We start from the raw sequence: 15458 nt of genomic DNA on the forward strand, positions 1-15458 counted from the left end.
CCAGGCTCATTGGGGTACGCGCCCGGTGTACTCGTACACCGCGGGCAGGTTGCGGTAGCGCTCGCCGACGTCCAACCCGTAACCAACGACGAAGTCGGGCGGGATGTTGAACCCGACGTAGCGAAGATCGAGGTCGGCCTTCTGGAGACCTTCCTTTACGAGCAGCGCACACACCTCGAGCGAGCGCGGGCCGCGCGCCGCGAGATTCCGGCGCAGATACGCGAGCGTGAGACCGGAGTCGACGATGTCCTCGACGACGAGCACGTCGCGCTCGGTGAGGTCGAGGTCCAGGTCCTTCAGGATCCGGACCACGCCGCTGGTGCGCGTGGCTGACCCGTATGACGAGACCGCCATGAAGTCGAACTCCACCGGGCGCTCGATGGCGCGCGACAGGTCGCTCATGAACATGAACGCACCCTTGAGGACTCCGATGAGCAACGGTGCACGATCGGCGTAGTCGGCGGTGATCTCCTTGCCGAGCTCCCTCACACGCTCTTGGAGCACATCCTCGGGGACGACGATCTTCCCGAGGTTCGGATCCGGTCCGTCCACGGTCAGAACCTATCGCCGGTCTTCGGCGTAGAGGCATCCCCCGGTTCGCCAGACGCGACGCCCGCCGGCGACTTCGGTCGCGCGTGCCTCCCCGCGCGCGACGTCGAGCACGCGCTCCACCTCGTCGAGCGAGGGCGGCGGCGGGCCGAGCCACAGCCGAACCGCCCGGCGCGCCAGAACCGCGGGCATCTCGGCGAGGGGACGCGCCGGACGCGCGCCATCGGCCGGCCAGGCCGCTCGGGCGAGCGTGTCGAGGTAGTCGGACTCGTCGCGGAGGATCGCGGCTTGCCGAGCCAGCACTGGCACGAGATCACGGGCTGCGCCGGCGGACAGCGCCGGGAGGATCTCGTGGCGGATCCAGTTCCGGCGCAGCGAGACATCGTCGTTCGACGGGTCGCGCACGGGCTCCAAGCCGAGCACCCCGCACAGCCCCTCGGTCTCCGAGCGGCGGATCTCGAGCAACGGCCGCACGATCCGATCGCGCTGCACCGGCATCGCGCCAAGGCCGGCCGACGCACTCCCGCGCAGCACGTTGAGCAAGACGGTCTCGGCCTGATCATCGGCCGTGTGCCCGACGAGGATTGCCGACGCATCGAGTTCATCACGCGCGCGTTCGAGGGCTTCGTACCGGGCGGCGCGCGCGCGGGCCTCGTAGTTCGGCCCCCGTTGCACATCGACCTGCTCGACTCGAAACGCCACGCCGAGGCGCGCCGCGTGAGCTTCGACCGCCGTTGCGTCAGCATCGCTGCCGGGTCGTGAGCCGTGGTCGACGTGGACTGCAACGGGGTTCAACGCGGCTGCGTTCGCCAGCACGAGGAGGGCCAGCGAGTCGGGCCCGCCCGAGCATCCGACGACGACGGGCGCGCTTACGTGGCGCAGCCCCAGCAGTCGCTCGACCAACGCGTCGACTTCGGCGGTGCCAACGGTGTGCATCGGGAAGCTCAGGCGACGCGCGTCAACCAGGCGGACGGCGTCGTGAGCTCGTCGAGGGTCGGCAGACACTCCGGCCCGCGCCAGGCCGCGTCCAGCGCGCGCGGCCCGCCCTCGAGCTCGACAGCCTCAACGAACGCCTCACCCACCTCGTACTGACGCATCTTCGTCTCGAGTCCGAGCGCCTTGTAGACGACGCCGGTGAGTCCTTGCGTGCGCCGACGAGACTGCAGCACGTATGCCATGCGCTCCTGGCCGTCGACGTGGGCCCGCCCTAGCTCGTTCATGACGCGGTTGCCGTGCCCTTCGAGCACGGACATGAGCGCCTGCACGCGCCCCAACACGCCGCGGTGCTCGTCGGTTGCCAGGAGCCCGACGATGCCCCCCTCGTCGAAGGGGTTCCGACCGTGGCGGAGCTCGTCGACCGCTCGGAGCAAGGCCCGCACGAGATGCTTCGGATCGGCGTCCACGCTTCCGAGTGCTTGGTTGACCAGGTCGAGGAAGTAGTCGCGCATCCACGGAACCGCGGTGAACTGCGCCCGGTGCGTCACCTCGTGGATTGCGATCCAGAGTCGGAACTCGCGAGGCCGGAAGGCGAAGCGCTTCTCCAGCGCGAGCACGTTCGAACCGACGTAGTAGACCGCATCGTCGGTGGGCGCGCCGTCGTCGTCGGGCACGAGCAGGTCGTACTGGCCGAGCACCCGCTGCGCGAACCAACCGAGCAGCACGCCAAGCTCGGTGGCGGCCACACGACGTCCGACACCGCCGACCGGTGAGCTCAGCATGCGCTCACCGACGCGCGCGGTGAGTGGCCCGAGGAGGCGCCGCATCGAGGAGACGTTGGCGTCCACCCAGCCTTGGCGGTCGACGACCTCCGCGCGCGCGACGCCGCTGGCGCGCAGACCCGTGTGATCGGCGACGAGCGCCTCGGCACGCGCGGTAACGGCCGTGAAGTCGTCGGTGAGCGATGCGGCGAGGTACGAGTCGCCGAGCGGATCGCGCCCAGCGACGCGACGGGCGACGCGTGCCGCCAGCGCCCAGTCGACCGCGTCGGTGGTCGACGGTGGGGCGGCGAGTGCCGGCGCGGTCACTCGACCCGCCGGCCCCGGTACTTCGGCAGCATGATCTTGCGGACGTAGCCGACGCACAACGAGAGGACCATGAGGAGGAAGCCGCCTGCGAGAAAGAAGGAGAGCCAGTAGAACCACTTGAACTGGTCGTCGGCGAAGATCACTGCGCTTCCTCCTGTTCTGGTCGACTCCGCTGCGCGCTCCCGGCCGTCCGGCCAGCGCTGCGCTGCGTCTCCCCCTGCTCGCAGCCTAGGGCGCCCGCGATTCGGCGCCGGAGATCATCGGGCATCGCGTCGCGACATCGCGTCGCGATGACCTGGCGGAACTCGACCTCGTACACGAAGCCATCCGCGCACGGTGGACATCGCTGAATGTGGCGTCGGATCGTCCAACGTCGCCAGATGGCCAGCTCACCGTCGAGGTAATGGTGCATGCGGTACGAGGCCTTGTCGCAGTCCATCACCGCTTCTCCGTCACGCGCTGGTGTTGACGGGCTCGGTCTTCGGGAGCAGCCCTCGATCGCGGGCGAAATCCCACAACCGCTGCTGGAGCTGCTTTCTTCCGCGATGGAGACGGCTCATGACCGTGCCGATCGGCACGTCCATGATGTCGGCGATCTCCTTGTACGAGAAGCCCTCGACATCGGCGAGCAGGACCGCGATGCGGAACTGCTCCGGCAGCGACTCGAGCGCCTCCTTCACGATCTCATCGGGCATCGACTCGAGCACTTCGGTCTCGGGCGTGCGCTCCGCGTTGGCGGCCTCGATCCCGCCCATCCGTCCGTAGATCGAGTACTCCTCGACGTCGTCGAACTCGGTCTCTTCGGGCCGGCGCTTCTTGGCGCGGTACGTGTTGATGAACGTGTTGGTGAGGATCTTGTAGAGCCACGCCTTGAGATTGGTGCCTTCCTTGAAGCCACCAAACCCCCGGTACGCGCGCAGGTACGTCTCCTGGACGACGTCTTCGGCGTCGGAAGGATTGCGCGTCATCCGGAGCGCGGCCGAGTAGAGCGCATCCATGTAGGGCATCGCGAGCTCGGCGAAGCGCGCCTGGTCGGCCATGAGGCCGAGCGTACCGGACCCTTACGACAGCACTGGCAAAGAAAGGTGTGGCCGCTCTCAGGTGCGCCCGAGCACCAGCACAGCGTTGTGGCCGCCGAAGGCGAACGAGTTCGACACCACAACACCCTCACCCAGCGCTCGGGGCTCGGCCACCACGTCCAGATCGATCGCCGGGTCCGGCGTCTCGTAGTTGGCCGTCGGCGGGATCGTGCCGTGCTCGAGCGTCAGCACGCTGGCAACCGCCTCGACGGCACCTGCGGCGCCGATCGAGTGCCCAAGCACGCCCTTGACCGACGTGACGGGCGGCCCGTCGTTCCCGAACACAGCCCGGATGGCCGCAGCCTCCGCGACATCGTTGTGGACGGTCGACGTGCCGTGCGCGTTCACGTGCGCAACGTCGGCGGCGGTGAGGCCGGCGTCGGTAAGTGCCAGACGGATGCAGTCGCGCGCGCCGCGGCCGTCGGGCGGGGGCGCCACCAGGTGGAAGGCGTCGGTGTTGCGCGCGTACCCGAGCAGCTCGGCACGGACCCGCGCCCCCCGCGCCTGCGCATCCGACCGGCGCTCGAGAACCAAGGCAGCCGCGCCCTCGGCGATCACGAATCCGTCCCTGGCTTGATCGAACGGGCGCGACGCCGCCGTCGGGTCGTCGCTGCGTTCCGAGAGGGCGTGGGCTGCAGCAAACGCGGCCATCACCCAAGGGGTGAGGGGTGCCTCGGCGCCGACAGCGATCACCGCGTCGGCGCTGCCTTCCCGCAGGAGCCTCATGCCCTCACCGACGGCGTTCGCGCCGGCCGCGCACGCGGTGGAGATCGTGAGGCAAGGTCCCCGGAAGTCGCGCCGCATCGCGATCAGCGCCGAGCCGGCGTTGGGCATCGCCATCGGCACGAACAACGGGTTCATCCGGCCCTTCGCACTCCCCGGTTCGACCCCGAGGAATGCTCGGGCGCCGCTGTCGGCCGTCTCCAGTCCTCCGAACCCGGTACCCACGACGGTCGCGACGCGATCGGCGTCCACCGATGGCGAGCCCGCATCTCGCAACGCGTCCTCCGCGGCAACGATCGCAAGCTGCGTGTTTCGGTCGCTTCGTCGAACGTCTTTCTCGGACAGCGTGGGCTTGGGGTCGAAGTCGCATTCGCATCCGAAGCGGATCGGTGACTCCGAAACGTCGACGTGCTGCACGTTGCGCGCAACGGAACGACCGGCGACCAGTGCGGCCCAGAATTCGTCCAACGAGCAACCGGCGGGTGTGACCACGCCGAGGCCGGTCACCGCGATTGCGTGCCCACTGTGTCCCGCCATCGGCAGGACCGTATTAGATTTCGCGCGGTCCACTTCCGTCTCTGGGCTGGGAGGCCGAGCGGCATGGCGTTCCCTTCGCTCGACCATGTCCTCGATCAGCTGCGCGCGATCGTCGAAGACGACAGCGTGGGCGCAGACTCCAAGATCGCCGACCTCGGCGTCGATTCGCTCGACGTGTTGGAGTGGGTGTTCGAGATCGAGGGCGCCGCTGACATCACGGTCGACGAATCGCTGTACGAGCCGGAGATCCTCGAGACCGCGACGGTCCGCGAGGTCTACGAGCGCATCAAGCAGGCCGCGTCGGCATAGACGCGCCATGTCCGGGGGGCTATCGCATTCCGTCACGCCGCGAACTCACTGAGCTGTTAGCCGACGTCAGCCTGTTCTCGCGTTGCTCGCGTCGTGAGCGCGCCACGCTGGCGCGCCACATGGAGACGGCCTCCCTGCCAGCCGGGACCACGTTGGTCGAGGAAGGTGAGGAAGGCGACGCCTTCTTCGTGATCCTCAATGGCGCTGCGTCCGTTCGCAAGGGGGACCGCGTGCTCGCGACCGTGGGGCCGGGTGCGTCCTTCGGTGAGCTCGCGCTGCTCGACGGCGAACCCCGAAGCGCGAGCGTGATCGCGACCGAAGATTCGAGCGTCGCGGTGCTCGGCGTCCGGATGTTCCGAACGCTGCTGCGTGAGTTTCCTGAGATGGCGCTCGAGCTCATGGCCGGCTTGGCGGGCGACGTTCGCCGGGCCCGCGACGAGCTCGACGCCACGCGTGATCGCACCGAGTGACGCCGTGATGGCCGGAGCCTGATGCGAGGGCTCGCGGTCTGGGTGCTGCGGCGAAGGTGGGTCGTCATCGCCGCGGCCATCGTGTTCGTCCCACTCGCGGGGTTCTTCGGGATTGGTGTGGCTGACGACCTCTCCGCTGGCGGCTTCGACGATCCCGGTTCGGAGTCCGCCCGCACGACCGAAGCGTTGAACCGCCGTTTCGAGGGCGCCGGCGAGCCAGAGTTCGTCGTGCTGGTCACGGCGCGCAGCGGGTCAGTGGATGACGACGCCGTCGCCGAAGCCGGACTCGCGCTCACCAAGGACCTCGCCCGAGAGCAGGGAGTCGACGCTGCGAGCTCGTATTGGAGCCTCGACCGGCCGCCCCCGTTGAAGAGCACAGACGGGACGCAGGCACTGGTCATCGTCGAGCTGCACGGCGAGCTTGGCGAGCGGGTCGAGACCGCAGAGGAGCTGTCGCCGAAGTACACCGGCCGGCGCGGGCCGCTCGTCCTCGGCGTCACCGGCCTCACTGAGGTCGCGCGCCAGGTGAGTGAGCGCTCGGAGCAGGACCTCGAGCGTTCGGAGCTCATCGCCGCGCCGCTGACCGGCATCGCGCTCGTGCTGGTGTTCGGAGGCGTCGTCGCGGCCGCACTCCCTCTGGCGATCGGCATCGTTGCGGTGATCGGCACGCTGCTCGCCCTCCTGGCGATCGCGTCGGTGAGCGAGGTGTCGGTGTTCTCGCTCAACCTGACTTCCGGGCTCGGCTTGGGCCTCTCGGTCGACTACGGGCTGTTCGTCGTGTCGCGGTACCGGGAGGAGCTCGGCAAGGGCGCTTCCACGAGCGTCGCGGTCGGGCGGACAATGCAGACCGCCGGTCGAACGATCGCCTTCAGCGCGCTCACCGTCATGATCTCGCTCACCGCGCTGCTCTTGTTCCCGCAGGCATACGTGCGGTCATTCGCCTACGCGGGAGTGGCTGTGGTCGCCATCGCCGGGATCAGCGCCGTCGTGCTGCTCCCTGCGCTGCTCGCCGTGCTCGGCTCCAAGGTGGAGATCGGGCGCATCTTCAAGCCGCGCACCGACGAGGCCGGCGGCTTCTGGCAGCGCCAGGCCGAGCGGGTCATGCGGCGCCCGTGGCCGTACGCGCTGGGCGTGAGCGCGGTGCTTGTGGTGCTCGCCATTCCCTTCCTCAGTCTCGAGCTCGGGCAGATCGACGACCGAGTGGTGCAACCGGAGGTCTCGAGCGCGCGGCGCGTGACCGACGACATCCGCGAGAGCTTCCCCACACGGGAGAGCTCTGCCATGCGGTTGTTCGCTCCTGGTGTGAGCCCGGCCGACGATGCCGAGACGATCGACGCGTTCGCGCGTCGCCTACGCCGCATCCCCGGCGTCGCACGCGTCGACGCGGCAACCGGGTTCTACCCTGCGCTCGATCAGGCGATCCCACCCTTCGGGCCCGGCGAGGTGGTCCCGGCCGCGGCGGCAACCAAGCTCTCGGAGCGGTTCTCGAGCGATCGGTTCCCTGACGCCACATGGCTGAACGTCGTGCCGGACATCGAGCCGCTCTCGACTCCGGGCGAGCGCCTCCTCGATCGGGTGCGCGCCACCGAGGCACCGTTCGAGTTCTCGATCGCGGGGCCGACGGCGCGCCTGGTCGACTCGAAGGACGCCATCCAGAGCCAGCTCCCGCTCGCCATCGGTTTCATCGCGCTCGTGACATTTCTCCTGCTGTTCCTGATGACGGGCAGCGTGCTCGTGCCACTCAAAGCGCTCGTGCTGAACGTGCTCAGCCTCACGGCCACGTTCGGTGCGATGGTCTTCATCTTCCAAGACGGACGTTTCGCCGACCTCCTCGGCTACACCCCCACTGGCCGCATCGACACCTTCACGCCGCTGCTGATGTTCTGCATCGCGTTCGGGCTCTCGATGGACTACGAGGTGTTCCTCCTCAGTCGCATCAAGGAGGAGTACGACTACGACCACGACAACGAGCGGGCGGTCGCGGTCGGTCTCGCCAAGACCGGTCGCATCGTCACGGCCGCCGCGCTGCTGCTCACGATCGTGTTCCTCGGGCTCGCGACGTCAGAGGTTCTCCAGGTCAAGCTGTTCGGGATCGGGCTGCTGCTTGCGGTGCTCGTGGACGCGTTCCTGATCCGGGCCACGCTCGTACCGGCATTCATGCGTTTGGCCGGGCGGGTGAACTGGTGGGCGCCGCGCTTCCTGCGGCGCTGGCACCTGCGCTTCGGGATCTGGGAGAACGAGCCGATCAAGCTGCTCGACCGCGCGTTCGAGGCCAAGCGGTAGGCCTAGACGTCGTCGGGGCTCGGCGAACGGGGGTTGCGCTTCGTCCCCCAGTTCGTATCGACGCAGTACTGCAGGATCGTGTGGAAGTACTCGTCGACCGCGGGACGGACGATGTCGTGGCCGGCCAGGTCCGCCTCGAGGTTGGCGGTGTCGAACGAGACCTTGGATGCGAAGTAGGGAAAGAACTGCTCGCTCTGTCGGAGCAGTGGGCGACGCCGGCCCCAGATCGTCGCGTACAGGAGCGGGCGCACGATTCGGTACGAGATCCGCGGCGAGATGAGGAACGGGCGCCGAACGTCGAAGAACTTCGTCGCCGTGTCCAAAAGCTCCCCGCACGTGCTCTGCCCCTTCGGCCCGGCCGCGAGGTGGTAACAGCGCCCCAACGACGCGTCGGTTCCCGTGAGCGCGCCGAAGGTGTCGACGACGTGGTCGATCGGGACGAGATCGACGATCCCATCGGCGTCGAGCGGCACGACCACGGCGAGCCCCGTCGAGAGGACCTTGAGCGGCCAATAGAGCACGCGGAAGTTCGACGTGTACCCGGTGCGCGAGTCGCCGACGATGATGCTCGGCCGGAAGATGCTGATCGGCAGGTCCTGCTGGAGCTCGCGCACGATCTGCTCGGATTCCCACTTCGTGCGCTCGTAGGTGTTGTTGAAGCCACCGGGGACGAGCTCGTCCTCCCGCGCGACACCGGCAGCCTTGCCAGCCACGAACGCGGTGCTGAAGTGATCGACCCGGCGGAGGTCCCCGTGCGTCTGCGCATCGGTCGCGAACCGCAGGACGTTCTGAGTGCCGCCGACGTTGATCCGGCGCGCGTCGGTCAGCGGCGTATCGAGCATCACCGTGGCCGCGCAGTGGATGACCCGGTCGATCTCGCCGATCAGGCGCGCCCGGTCGGCGGAGTCGGCGATCAGAGCGTCGTCGGTGATGTCGCCCGTGACTGCGTGACACCGAGCCCGCGCCTCAGGCGAAAGATTCCCGCCGGCGGGACCGAGGAGCTGGTCGAGACGCCGCTCAGGGGTGGCGCGGCGGCTGGGCCGCATGAGGCAGTGCACGGTCTCCGTTGCGTCGCGGCGGAGGAGATCCCACAGGACGTGGCGTCCGAGGAAGCCCGTCGCCCCAGTGAGGAGCGTCGTCACGATGCGGCAGGTGAGAGCACGAGCGCCATGTAGCGCGAGCTCTTGCGCACGAGCCGATGTGCGCGCGCCGATGCATCGAATGCCTCCCAGTCCTCGCCACTGAGGGAACCCAGCATCCGGTTGTGCTGCACGAGGAGTCGGCGACCCCATCCTCGCTTCCCGAGCCAGGCCACCATGTCGAAGATCGACTGGATCGGGTTGGTCACGTGCGCCGACCAATCCTGGAGCGCGATCACGTCGAATCCCTGGGCGTGGGCGTTGGCGCGGTAATCGGCAACCGTGTCGAAGCGCTCGAACTGCCACGTGCGCCGGACGACGCCGACCTCGTCGGTGTCCCACAGACCTGGGTCGGCGTCGTCCTTCGCCATGAAGTCCATGACCACCACCCGCCCATCGGAACGCACGACCCGCCGCGCTTCGCTGAGGAAGCGACCACGGTCAGGGAAGTGGAAGGCCGCCTCGAGGCACAGCACGCGGTCGAACGACGCATCTGGCAGATCGAGCCGTTGCGCGTCGCCCTCGACGAAGTCGAGGTTGGCCACGTTGGCGTAGAACGTGCGCGCGACCTCAATGTTGCCTGGCAGCACGTCGACACCGGTCACGTGTGTGCTCGGGTGCTCGCCAGCGAGCACGAACGAGCTCGCCCCCCGACCGCAGGCGAGGTCGAGGACCGAGTGCTCGGGTTCCGCACCCAACAGCCGTATGGTGCGGCGGACGAGCTTGAGCTGCGCCGCCGGGAGCCGGAAGCGCGGCGCGAACACCAGCGGCGTCGCGACGAGGTTCAGGAACGTGAACGGACGGCGAAACGGGAACCACCCGAGGTTGAGCATCGGGCCCCAGCTGTACGACCGCAGCACCCGGAACGTGACGTTCGAGGCGTCGTACGCCTCCCCGACGTTCGCGCCTACTCGCTGCCGCCGCAACCCGTCACGACGGCGTCGGCTTCGCGTGGCCCCTCGTCGCCGGGGTTGCAGATGTCATCGACCGCCTCGAGCTGCACGGTTACCTCGGCCGACTCATCGCCCTGCTCGTTCACGGCCTTGAAGGTGAAGGAGCCGAACCACGACACGGTGCCGTCGAGGTTGTCGACGGGCTGGTTCGCCCCGGTCGGATACGTGGTGGGGCCTCCGGTCTGGGTCGGGTCGTCGGGGCTCGACTGCGTCTCGGCAATGCCATTGGTGAAGCAGTCGGCCAACTCCTCCGGCTCCGACGTGCACACCGGCTCGATCTGCACCGGATCGAAGGTGAACACCTCGGTGACCTGGTACTGCATGACGGTGTTCACGGCGACGTTGTCGCCGTCCAGCAGCCGGCCGAAGTTCGCGTCGGGGAGCGCGGTGAACACGATGTAGAAGGTGTGGCCCGGGTTTGTGACCTGGAGCACAAACGTGACGTCGCGGCGTTCGTCCTGCGACGCTACGCCCGGGTACGGGCCGGGGGTCGGCTGGGTCGGATCGCTACTTCCGGGGTCAGGAACGAGCACCGGGTTGGCGTCGACGACCGGCGGGTCGGCCGTCGGACCCTCCGGAGCTGGCTCCTCGGCCGGTTCGTCGGCCGGCAGGATAGGAGTGACCGAGACGACCTCGCCGTCCTCGACCAGGACGATCCCCTCGAACCCGGCGAGCCCGTCGAAGAACAGGTTCTCGACGATCCACTGGTTGGCGATGATCGCGTCGAGCGTCACCTGCGACGGCGCGCCGCACAGCTCGGCGTCGGTCTCGTCGATCTCGGTGGAGTCGCACTCCTCGAGCGGGTCGAGCTGCTGGAGTTCACCGTCCACCGTCGTGAGTTGGACCCCGTCCACCACCGACGTGAACGTGCAGTTCCCCGGCGTCGTGCACGACACCATGAAGGCCGTGCCGACCACCGCGGCCGTGGCGCCCGCGCCCTCTTGCTCGAACGACTCGCTCTCGGTCAGCGCGCTCGTGCGGTTCCACGTCTGACCCGACTCCAGGCTCCCGTTGATCTTCCGGTTGCCCTCATCGTCGGTCAGGCTCACGATCGTGAACGTCGTGTTCACGTCGAGGCGCGTGAACGAGTCCTCCGCGTAATCGATCTGCGCGAAGCCGGTTGCGTCGGTCTGGACCGCGTCACCGACCCGAAGATTCTGACCGTCCGTGGCCGGCTTGAACTCGTCCTTGTTCTTGCGCTTCACCGACACGCCAGGCTCGATGATGACCAGCGTGGCGACGGCCCTCTTCGCCGACTGGGCGGCGGCGGAGCCAGGTGCGTCCGGGAGCGCGGCCGACGCCGCGCTCCCGAGAGAAAACGCGAAGACGACAGCCGACGCGACCGCAGTGGCAAGAGCGCTTGTGAAGTGATGGCGGCGCTGACGTGGTACCTGCACGTGACCCCTCCGCAGTATCGCTGGTCCCGGGATGCTAGCCCTCGGGCGTCGGGGCCGTCTCGCTCCCAGACGTCGCGGCAGCCATCGTGGCATTGCGGGCCGTGGGGGAACCTGCCGCGCCAATGTTCCCACCATTCACGCGCACCGCTATCGGTTGATGTTCACCGCGGGGGTTGTCGGCGCTCAGCCGGTGAGTTGGGGTCCGGCGATCACCGGCTGAGTCACGCTGATGCCACCAACCTCGGTGGACGGTTGCTGGCACGGGGGATCGAGTAGCGCGCTCGCCGAGAGCTGCTGCACGAACGGGTCGGGCCACCTCGCTGTCACGTTGAGCGTCACCGTCTGACCGGCGGCGCCGACCGGCACCGTCTGTGTGACGGTACTGCTGGTCAGCGGCGGCGGCGTCGCCGCCGCGACACTCACCGACGAGGTGGAGAGCCCGAGCGAAGGCGATGACACGTCGGCGGTCATCGTCAGGGGGAAGTCGTTGGTGATGGTCCAAGTGATGAGGAAGGCGCCTGACGGCGCGCAGTCGACCGTGCCGGTAACCGTGGCAGCGTGCCCCGACGCCGGACCCGGCAGGACGAACGACAAGCAGCCAAGGGTGACCACGAGCACGAAACCAACCCGCAGGTAGCGCATGACCGACCTCCCCGTCGAGCCAAGGACGCTAACTCCGCCGGTCACTTCGCCGCAATCCGCGCGTGACCCTCGACGCCAGCGCCGCCGACCCGTCGAGCCGGGGAGGGGACTCGAACCCCTGGCCTGCTCATTACGAGTGAGCTGCTCTACCGACTGAGCTACCCCGGCGGGACCAGGGAGTCTACAAAGGGTCTGTGCTCACACCCGGGGGAAGCTGCAGCACGAGCCGTTCGAGGAGCAGCCCCTCGTTCGGGTTGCGCTCGAGCGCCGCTCGCGACTCCCGACACGCCTCCAGCGCGCGGTCGCAGGCGCGTGGCTCCACGCGCATGGGCGCGCGATCCACGTTCCGCAGCGGCGCGCCGGGCCCGGCCAGCGCGTCCCGGTAGATCGTCTCGAGCGAGGTGATGCCCTCGACGATCGCCTCCCGGCGCGCCATTCGCTCATGGCGCTGGTGTCGGATCACCATGCGCCGGCGTTGCCGGGTGACCTCACGGGGCAGGTATCCGGCTTCGGAGGTCGCCGCGTCGAAGACTGCAACCTCTTCTTCGTTGCGGGCCTTCCTCGCCGCGATCGCGTCGCGCACAGCCGCTCCGAGCTCCTCGGCGAGCCGGGAGGCGGTGCCGCCGGTGCCATCCACCTGTTCCGATGCGGCGACGAACGAGTCGCGCAGTGCTCGACGGTCGCCGATCAACGCGCGCGCCCGACTGAGCTGACCGCCGGCGAGTCGGGCCGCCAACGCCGCGGCGTCGGCGTCATGCCCCTCGGCCGTGAGCGCGCCGGCGATTGCCGTCTCGTCGAGCGGCGCGAGATCGATGCGCTGACATCGGGACCTGGTTGTGTCGACCAGGTCGTCGGGCGCCGAGGTGACGAGCACGATGACCGTGCTCGCCGGAGGTTCCTCGAACGTCTTGAGCAGCGCGTTCTCGGCCTCGAGCTGGAGGCGCTCGGCTTCGAGCACGAGCAGCACCTTGCGCGCCGACGATTTCTCGATCGGACTCGCCCACGCTTCGGGCACGATCTCCTCGCGCGCTTGTGCCACCGAGATCACCGTCGACTCTGGTTCGACCTCGACCACATCCGGGTGCGCGCCCTTGAGCACCAGCTCGAACGTTCGCGGGTCACGGTCTGGCGACACCAGCGCGCCAGCGAAGCAGCGTGCCGCGGTGAGGAGGTCGGCGCCTTTGGAACCAACGAGCAGGTACGAGTGCACCGGACGCTCGGACGCGCGCTGCATGAGGGCGACCGCTCGCTCTTGACCGATCAGACGGCTCCAGGGGTTCGCACCGGTGTCGATCACAGTGCGCAACGATCGCACACGATTGACCAGATCGCTTCGGCGACTTCGTCGGCGGTGTCGTCGGCATTGACCAGCACCCAGCCATGGCTCTGCGCGAGGTCGCGGTATGCCTCGTGGACAGCAACCACGAAGGCGTCGTCTTCGCGTTCAAGTCGGTCGCGACGAATTCCGAGGCGACGGCCAGCGACAGGAGACTCGAGGTCGAGAACGACCACGAGATCGGGCTCGACGCCAGCGGTCGCGAGTGCGTTGACCCGCTCGATCTCGGCGACGCCCAACCCACGCCCGACGCCCTGGTACGCGAGGGAGGACGGCACGTAGCGCTCGCTGACGACCCATTCTCCGCGCGCCAGCGCCGGCTGCACGACCTCGGTCACGTGTTGCGCGCGGTCTGCTGCCATCATCAGCGCCTCGGCCGTCGGATCGACAGGATCAGTGCCATCGAGGAGAAGTGCGCGCACCTTCGCTCCGAGTGCGGTCGCGCCAGGCTCGAACGTGACGACCACCTCGAGCCCGCGCTCACGAAGTCGAGCTGCAAGAAGGTCGGCCTGCGTACTCTTCCCGGTGCCGTCAAGGCCTTCGAGCACGACGAAGCGCGGGTCGGCACTCACGATGTCTCCGCGTCCGGCGCGGGCTCCGGCCCGTCATCACTCTCGCTCGCTTGCCGGTCGGCCCGCTCGGCGCGCAGGACGGAGTGCCGTGCCCACAGTCCCGCGGCGATCGTCATCAGTCCTCCAACCCACAGCGCGACACGCACACCCGGAAGTGCATAGCTGGCTCCACCGATCGAGATGGTGTGGCTGTCGGCGAACAGTCCGACGAACCACTCCCAGAAGTCTGCCCAGAGTGGGGAGACCACCAGCGTCAGCAAGAGGCAGAGCCGGATCACCGTGTAGAGCGTTGCAAAGGTGCGGCCCCGTAGCTCGTCTTCGACACTCTCTTGGAGCGTCGTGAAGCCGGTGACATACGACATGCCGGCGCACGCGCCGACCAGCGCTATGGCCAGAGCGGAGAGGAACAGCCACGAGAACGTCGCACCCACAACGAGGAATACACCCGTTGCCATGACCGAGAGCTCGAACACGAGCTCGCGCTTGACCCGACGTTGGAACGCCAGCAGCGAGACCACGCCGACAGCCGCGCCGAAGCCGAGCGCGGTCTGCAACACGCCGAAGGTCGCACTGTCGCCACCCAAGCCTTGACGCGCGAACACCGGACCGAGGGGGATCATCGCTCCCGCCCCGATCAGCCCGGTCCCCAACCCGATGATCACACCGCGCACTCTCGGATGCGTGGCGATGTAGGCAAGACCCTCTCGGATGTCACGAACCGTCTGCATCCAATCGGGGCGCCGCTCGCGCTTCTCGCGTTCGTGCGGGATGGGAAGCCTCCACACGATCGCCGCCGACACGAGGAAGGTGAACGCGTCGAAGATCAGCGCGAGCACCTCCTGATCGAGCCGCAGGCCGGAGAGCGCGTCGAAGTCGGCGAGCCATCCGGCCAGGGAAGCGAGGAGCACGAAGATGATCGAGGCGAACGGGAACGTCCCGAACGACGCCACGAGCGTGACGGTGTTGACCGACGTCAGGTGCTCGCGGTCGACGAGGTTGGGCACAGAGGCGTCCTTCGCGGGACCCCACAACAAGGTGAGGATCTCCAGCCCGAAGGAGATCAGCACCAGTCCGAGCAGGTTCTCGACGAAGGGGAGCGCGGCGAGCAGCGACGCGCGACCGATGTCGCAGAAGACCATCACCTTGCGCCGGTCGAGGCGGTCGATGATCACGCCGCCGACCGTGGCGAGGAAGAACCCCGGCACGACCCGCGCCACCATGACGAGGCTGACCGCCGCGCCCGAGTTGTCGGAGATGCGAGTTGCGATCGCGAGGACGGCGAACAGCCCGAGCCAGTCGCCGGTGCTGGACGCCACTTGCGCCAACCACAAGCGGAAGTACTCGCGCGTCCCGAAGATCCGCAGGAAGTTCGAGAGAGGCGGTTCGTCCTTGGTGTGTGCCGGAACGAACGGCGCCGGCGGGTCTTCGCTCACGCGCGGGTCAGG

Annotated in this window: 17 protein-coding genes and 1 tRNA gene; 3 read left to right on the forward strand and 15 right to left on the reverse strand. The window is 68.3% G+C overall.

Going from position 1 to position 15458, the window contains the following annotated elements:
* Positions 1-6: 6 nt before the first annotated feature.
* Genes hpt through WEE69_00720 form a run of 7 tightly spaced genes read right to left on the reverse strand, consistent with a single transcriptional unit; the run spans position 7 to position 4912 of the window.
* Positions 7-558, reverse strand: coding sequence for a hypoxanthine phosphoribosyltransferase (gene hpt, locus WEE69_00690; GenBank protein MEX1143813.1), 552 nt, complete (start codon positions 556-558; stop codon positions 7-9).
* A gap of 3 nt (positions 559-561) precedes the next feature.
* Positions 562-1485, reverse strand: coding sequence for a tRNA lysidine(34) synthetase TilS (tilS, locus tag WEE69_00695; protein MEX1143814.1), 924 nt, complete (start codon positions 1483-1485; stop codon positions 562-564).
* 8 nt (positions 1486-1493) lie between these two features.
* Positions 1494-2573, reverse strand: a complete 1080-nt coding sequence (locus tag WEE69_00700) for a zinc-dependent metalloprotease (GenBank protein MEX1143815.1) — start codon at positions 2571-2573, stop codon at positions 1494-1496.
* Positions 2570-2716: a hypothetical protein gene (locus WEE69_00705; protein ID MEX1143816.1), complete on the reverse strand. Its 147-nt coding sequence runs from the start codon at positions 2714-2716 to the stop codon at positions 2570-2572. Before WEE69_00705 ends, WEE69_00700 begins: the two co-directional genes overlap by 4 nt.
* The gene (locus WEE69_00710; GenBank protein ID MEX1143817.1) at positions 2713-3012 is read right to left on the reverse strand and encodes a zf-HC2 domain-containing protein; all 300 of its coding nucleotides are present in this window, start codon (positions 3010-3012) and stop codon (positions 2713-2715) included. The genes WEE69_00705 and WEE69_00710 overlap by 4 nt, the downstream gene beginning before the upstream one ends.
* 13 nt (positions 3013-3025) lie before the next feature.
* Positions 3026-3613 (reverse strand): sigma-70 family RNA polymerase sigma factor, encoded by a 588-nt coding sequence (locus tag WEE69_00715; GenBank protein MEX1143818.1) that lies wholly within the window; start codon positions 3611-3613, stop codon positions 3026-3028.
* A 57-nt stretch (positions 3614-3670) separates the two neighbouring features.
* Positions 3671-4912, reverse strand: coding sequence for a beta-ketoacyl-[acyl-carrier-protein] synthase family protein (locus WEE69_00720; protein ID MEX1143819.1), 1242 nt, complete (start codon positions 4910-4912; stop codon positions 3671-3673).
* Between the two features lie 63 nt (positions 4913-4975).
* On the opposite strand from WEE69_00720, the gene WEE69_00725 reads away from it, so the two are divergent.
* The 3 genes from WEE69_00725 to WEE69_00735 all read left to right on the forward strand — a co-directional run bounded on the left by WEE69_00725 (position 4976) and on the right by WEE69_00735 (position 7974).
* Positions 4976-5221 (forward strand): phosphopantetheine-binding protein, encoded by a 246-nt coding sequence (locus WEE69_00725; protein MEX1143820.1) that lies wholly within the window; start codon positions 4976-4978, stop codon positions 5219-5221.
* Between the two features lie 119 nt (positions 5222-5340).
* Entirely contained in the window at positions 5341-5691 is a 351-nt protein-coding gene (locus WEE69_00730) for a cyclic nucleotide-binding domain-containing protein (GenBank protein MEX1143821.1), read from the forward strand.
* Between the two features lie 21 nt (positions 5692-5712).
* Positions 5713-7974 (forward strand): MMPL family transporter, encoded by a 2262-nt coding sequence (locus WEE69_00735; protein ID MEX1143822.1) that lies wholly within the window; start codon positions 5713-5715, stop codon positions 7972-7974.
* A gap of 2 nt (positions 7975-7976) precedes the next feature.
* On the opposite strand, the gene WEE69_00740 is transcribed toward WEE69_00735, so the two are convergent.
* From WEE69_00740 to WEE69_00775, 8 genes are all read right to left on the reverse strand, one after another.
* Positions 7977-9116 carry an SDR family oxidoreductase gene (locus tag WEE69_00740; protein ID MEX1143823.1) on the reverse strand — a complete coding sequence of 380 codons (1140 nt, stop codon included), beginning with the start codon at positions 9114-9116 and terminating at the stop codon, positions 7977-7979.
* Complete coding sequence (locus tag WEE69_00745; protein MEX1143824.1) at positions 9113-10039, reverse strand: methyltransferase domain-containing protein; 927 nt, start codon at positions 10037-10039, stop codon at positions 9113-9115. The genes WEE69_00740 and WEE69_00745 overlap by 4 nt, the downstream gene beginning before the upstream one ends.
* A complete protein-coding gene (locus WEE69_00750) occupies positions 10021-11463 on the reverse strand; it encodes a hypothetical protein (protein MEX1143825.1) in 1443 nt (480 codons plus the stop codon). Before WEE69_00750 ends, WEE69_00745 begins: the two co-directional genes overlap by 19 nt.
* 183 nt (positions 11464-11646) lie before the next feature.
* Positions 11647-12105, reverse strand: coding sequence for a hypothetical protein (locus tag WEE69_00755; protein MEX1143826.1), 459 nt, complete (start codon positions 12103-12105; stop codon positions 11647-11649).
* Positions 12106-12200: 95 nt separating this feature from the next.
* Positions 12201-12273 (reverse strand) — tRNA-Thr (locus WEE69_00760).
* Positions 12274-12286: 13 nt separating this feature from the next.
* Positions 12287-13402: a hypothetical protein gene (locus tag WEE69_00765; protein MEX1143827.1), complete on the reverse strand. Its 1116-nt coding sequence runs from the start codon at positions 13400-13402 to the stop codon at positions 12287-12289.
* Positions 13399-14013: a dTMP kinase gene (tmk, locus tag WEE69_00770; GenBank protein MEX1143828.1), complete on the reverse strand. Its 615-nt coding sequence runs from the start codon at positions 14011-14013 to the stop codon at positions 13399-13401. Before tmk ends, WEE69_00765 begins: the two co-directional genes overlap by 4 nt.
* The gene (locus WEE69_00775) at positions 14010-15446 is read right to left on the reverse strand and encodes an MFS transporter (protein MEX1143829.1); all 1437 of its coding nucleotides are present in this window, start codon (positions 15444-15446) and stop codon (positions 14010-14012) included. The genes tmk and WEE69_00775 overlap by 4 nt, the downstream gene beginning before the upstream one ends.
* Between the last annotated feature and the right edge of the window lie 12 nt (positions 15447-15458).

It is taken from the genome of Acidimicrobiia bacterium (assembly GCA_040881685.1).
Classification (GTDB): domain Bacteria; phylum Actinomycetota; class Acidimicrobiia; order IMCC26256; family PALSA-555; genus SHVJ01.

Bases quoted from the DNA above. Each gene is read 5' to 3' on its own strand.
- tilS (MEX1143814.1), bottom strand. From the start codon at position 1,485: ATGCACACCGTTGGCACCGCCGAAGTCGACGCGTTGGTCGAGCGACTG.
- WEE69_00710 (MEX1143817.1), bottom strand. From the start codon at position 3,012: ATGGACTGCGACAAGGCCTCGTACCGCATGCACCATTACCTCGACGGT.
- WEE69_00715 (MEX1143818.1), bottom strand. From the start codon at position 3,613: ATGGCCGACCAGGCGCGCTTCGCCGAGCTCGCGATGCCCTACATGGAT.
- WEE69_00720 (MEX1143819.1), bottom strand. From the start codon at position 4,912: ATGGCGGGACACAGTGGGCACGCAATCGCGGTGACCGGCCTCGGCGTG.
- WEE69_00725 (MEX1143820.1), top strand. From the start codon at position 4,976: ATGGCGTTCCCTTCGCTCGACCATGTCCTCGATCAGCTGCGCGCGATC.
- WEE69_00730 (MEX1143821.1), top strand. From the start codon at position 5,341: ATGGAGACGGCCTCCCTGCCAGCCGGGACCACGTTGGTCGAGGAAGGT.
- WEE69_00735 (MEX1143822.1), top strand. From the start codon at position 5,713: ATGCGAGGGCTCGCGGTCTGGGTGCTGCGGCGAAGGTGGGTCGTCATC.
- WEE69_00755 (MEX1143826.1), bottom strand. From the start codon at position 12,105: ATGCGCTACCTGCGGGTTGGTTTCGTGCTCGTGGTCACCCTTGGCTGC.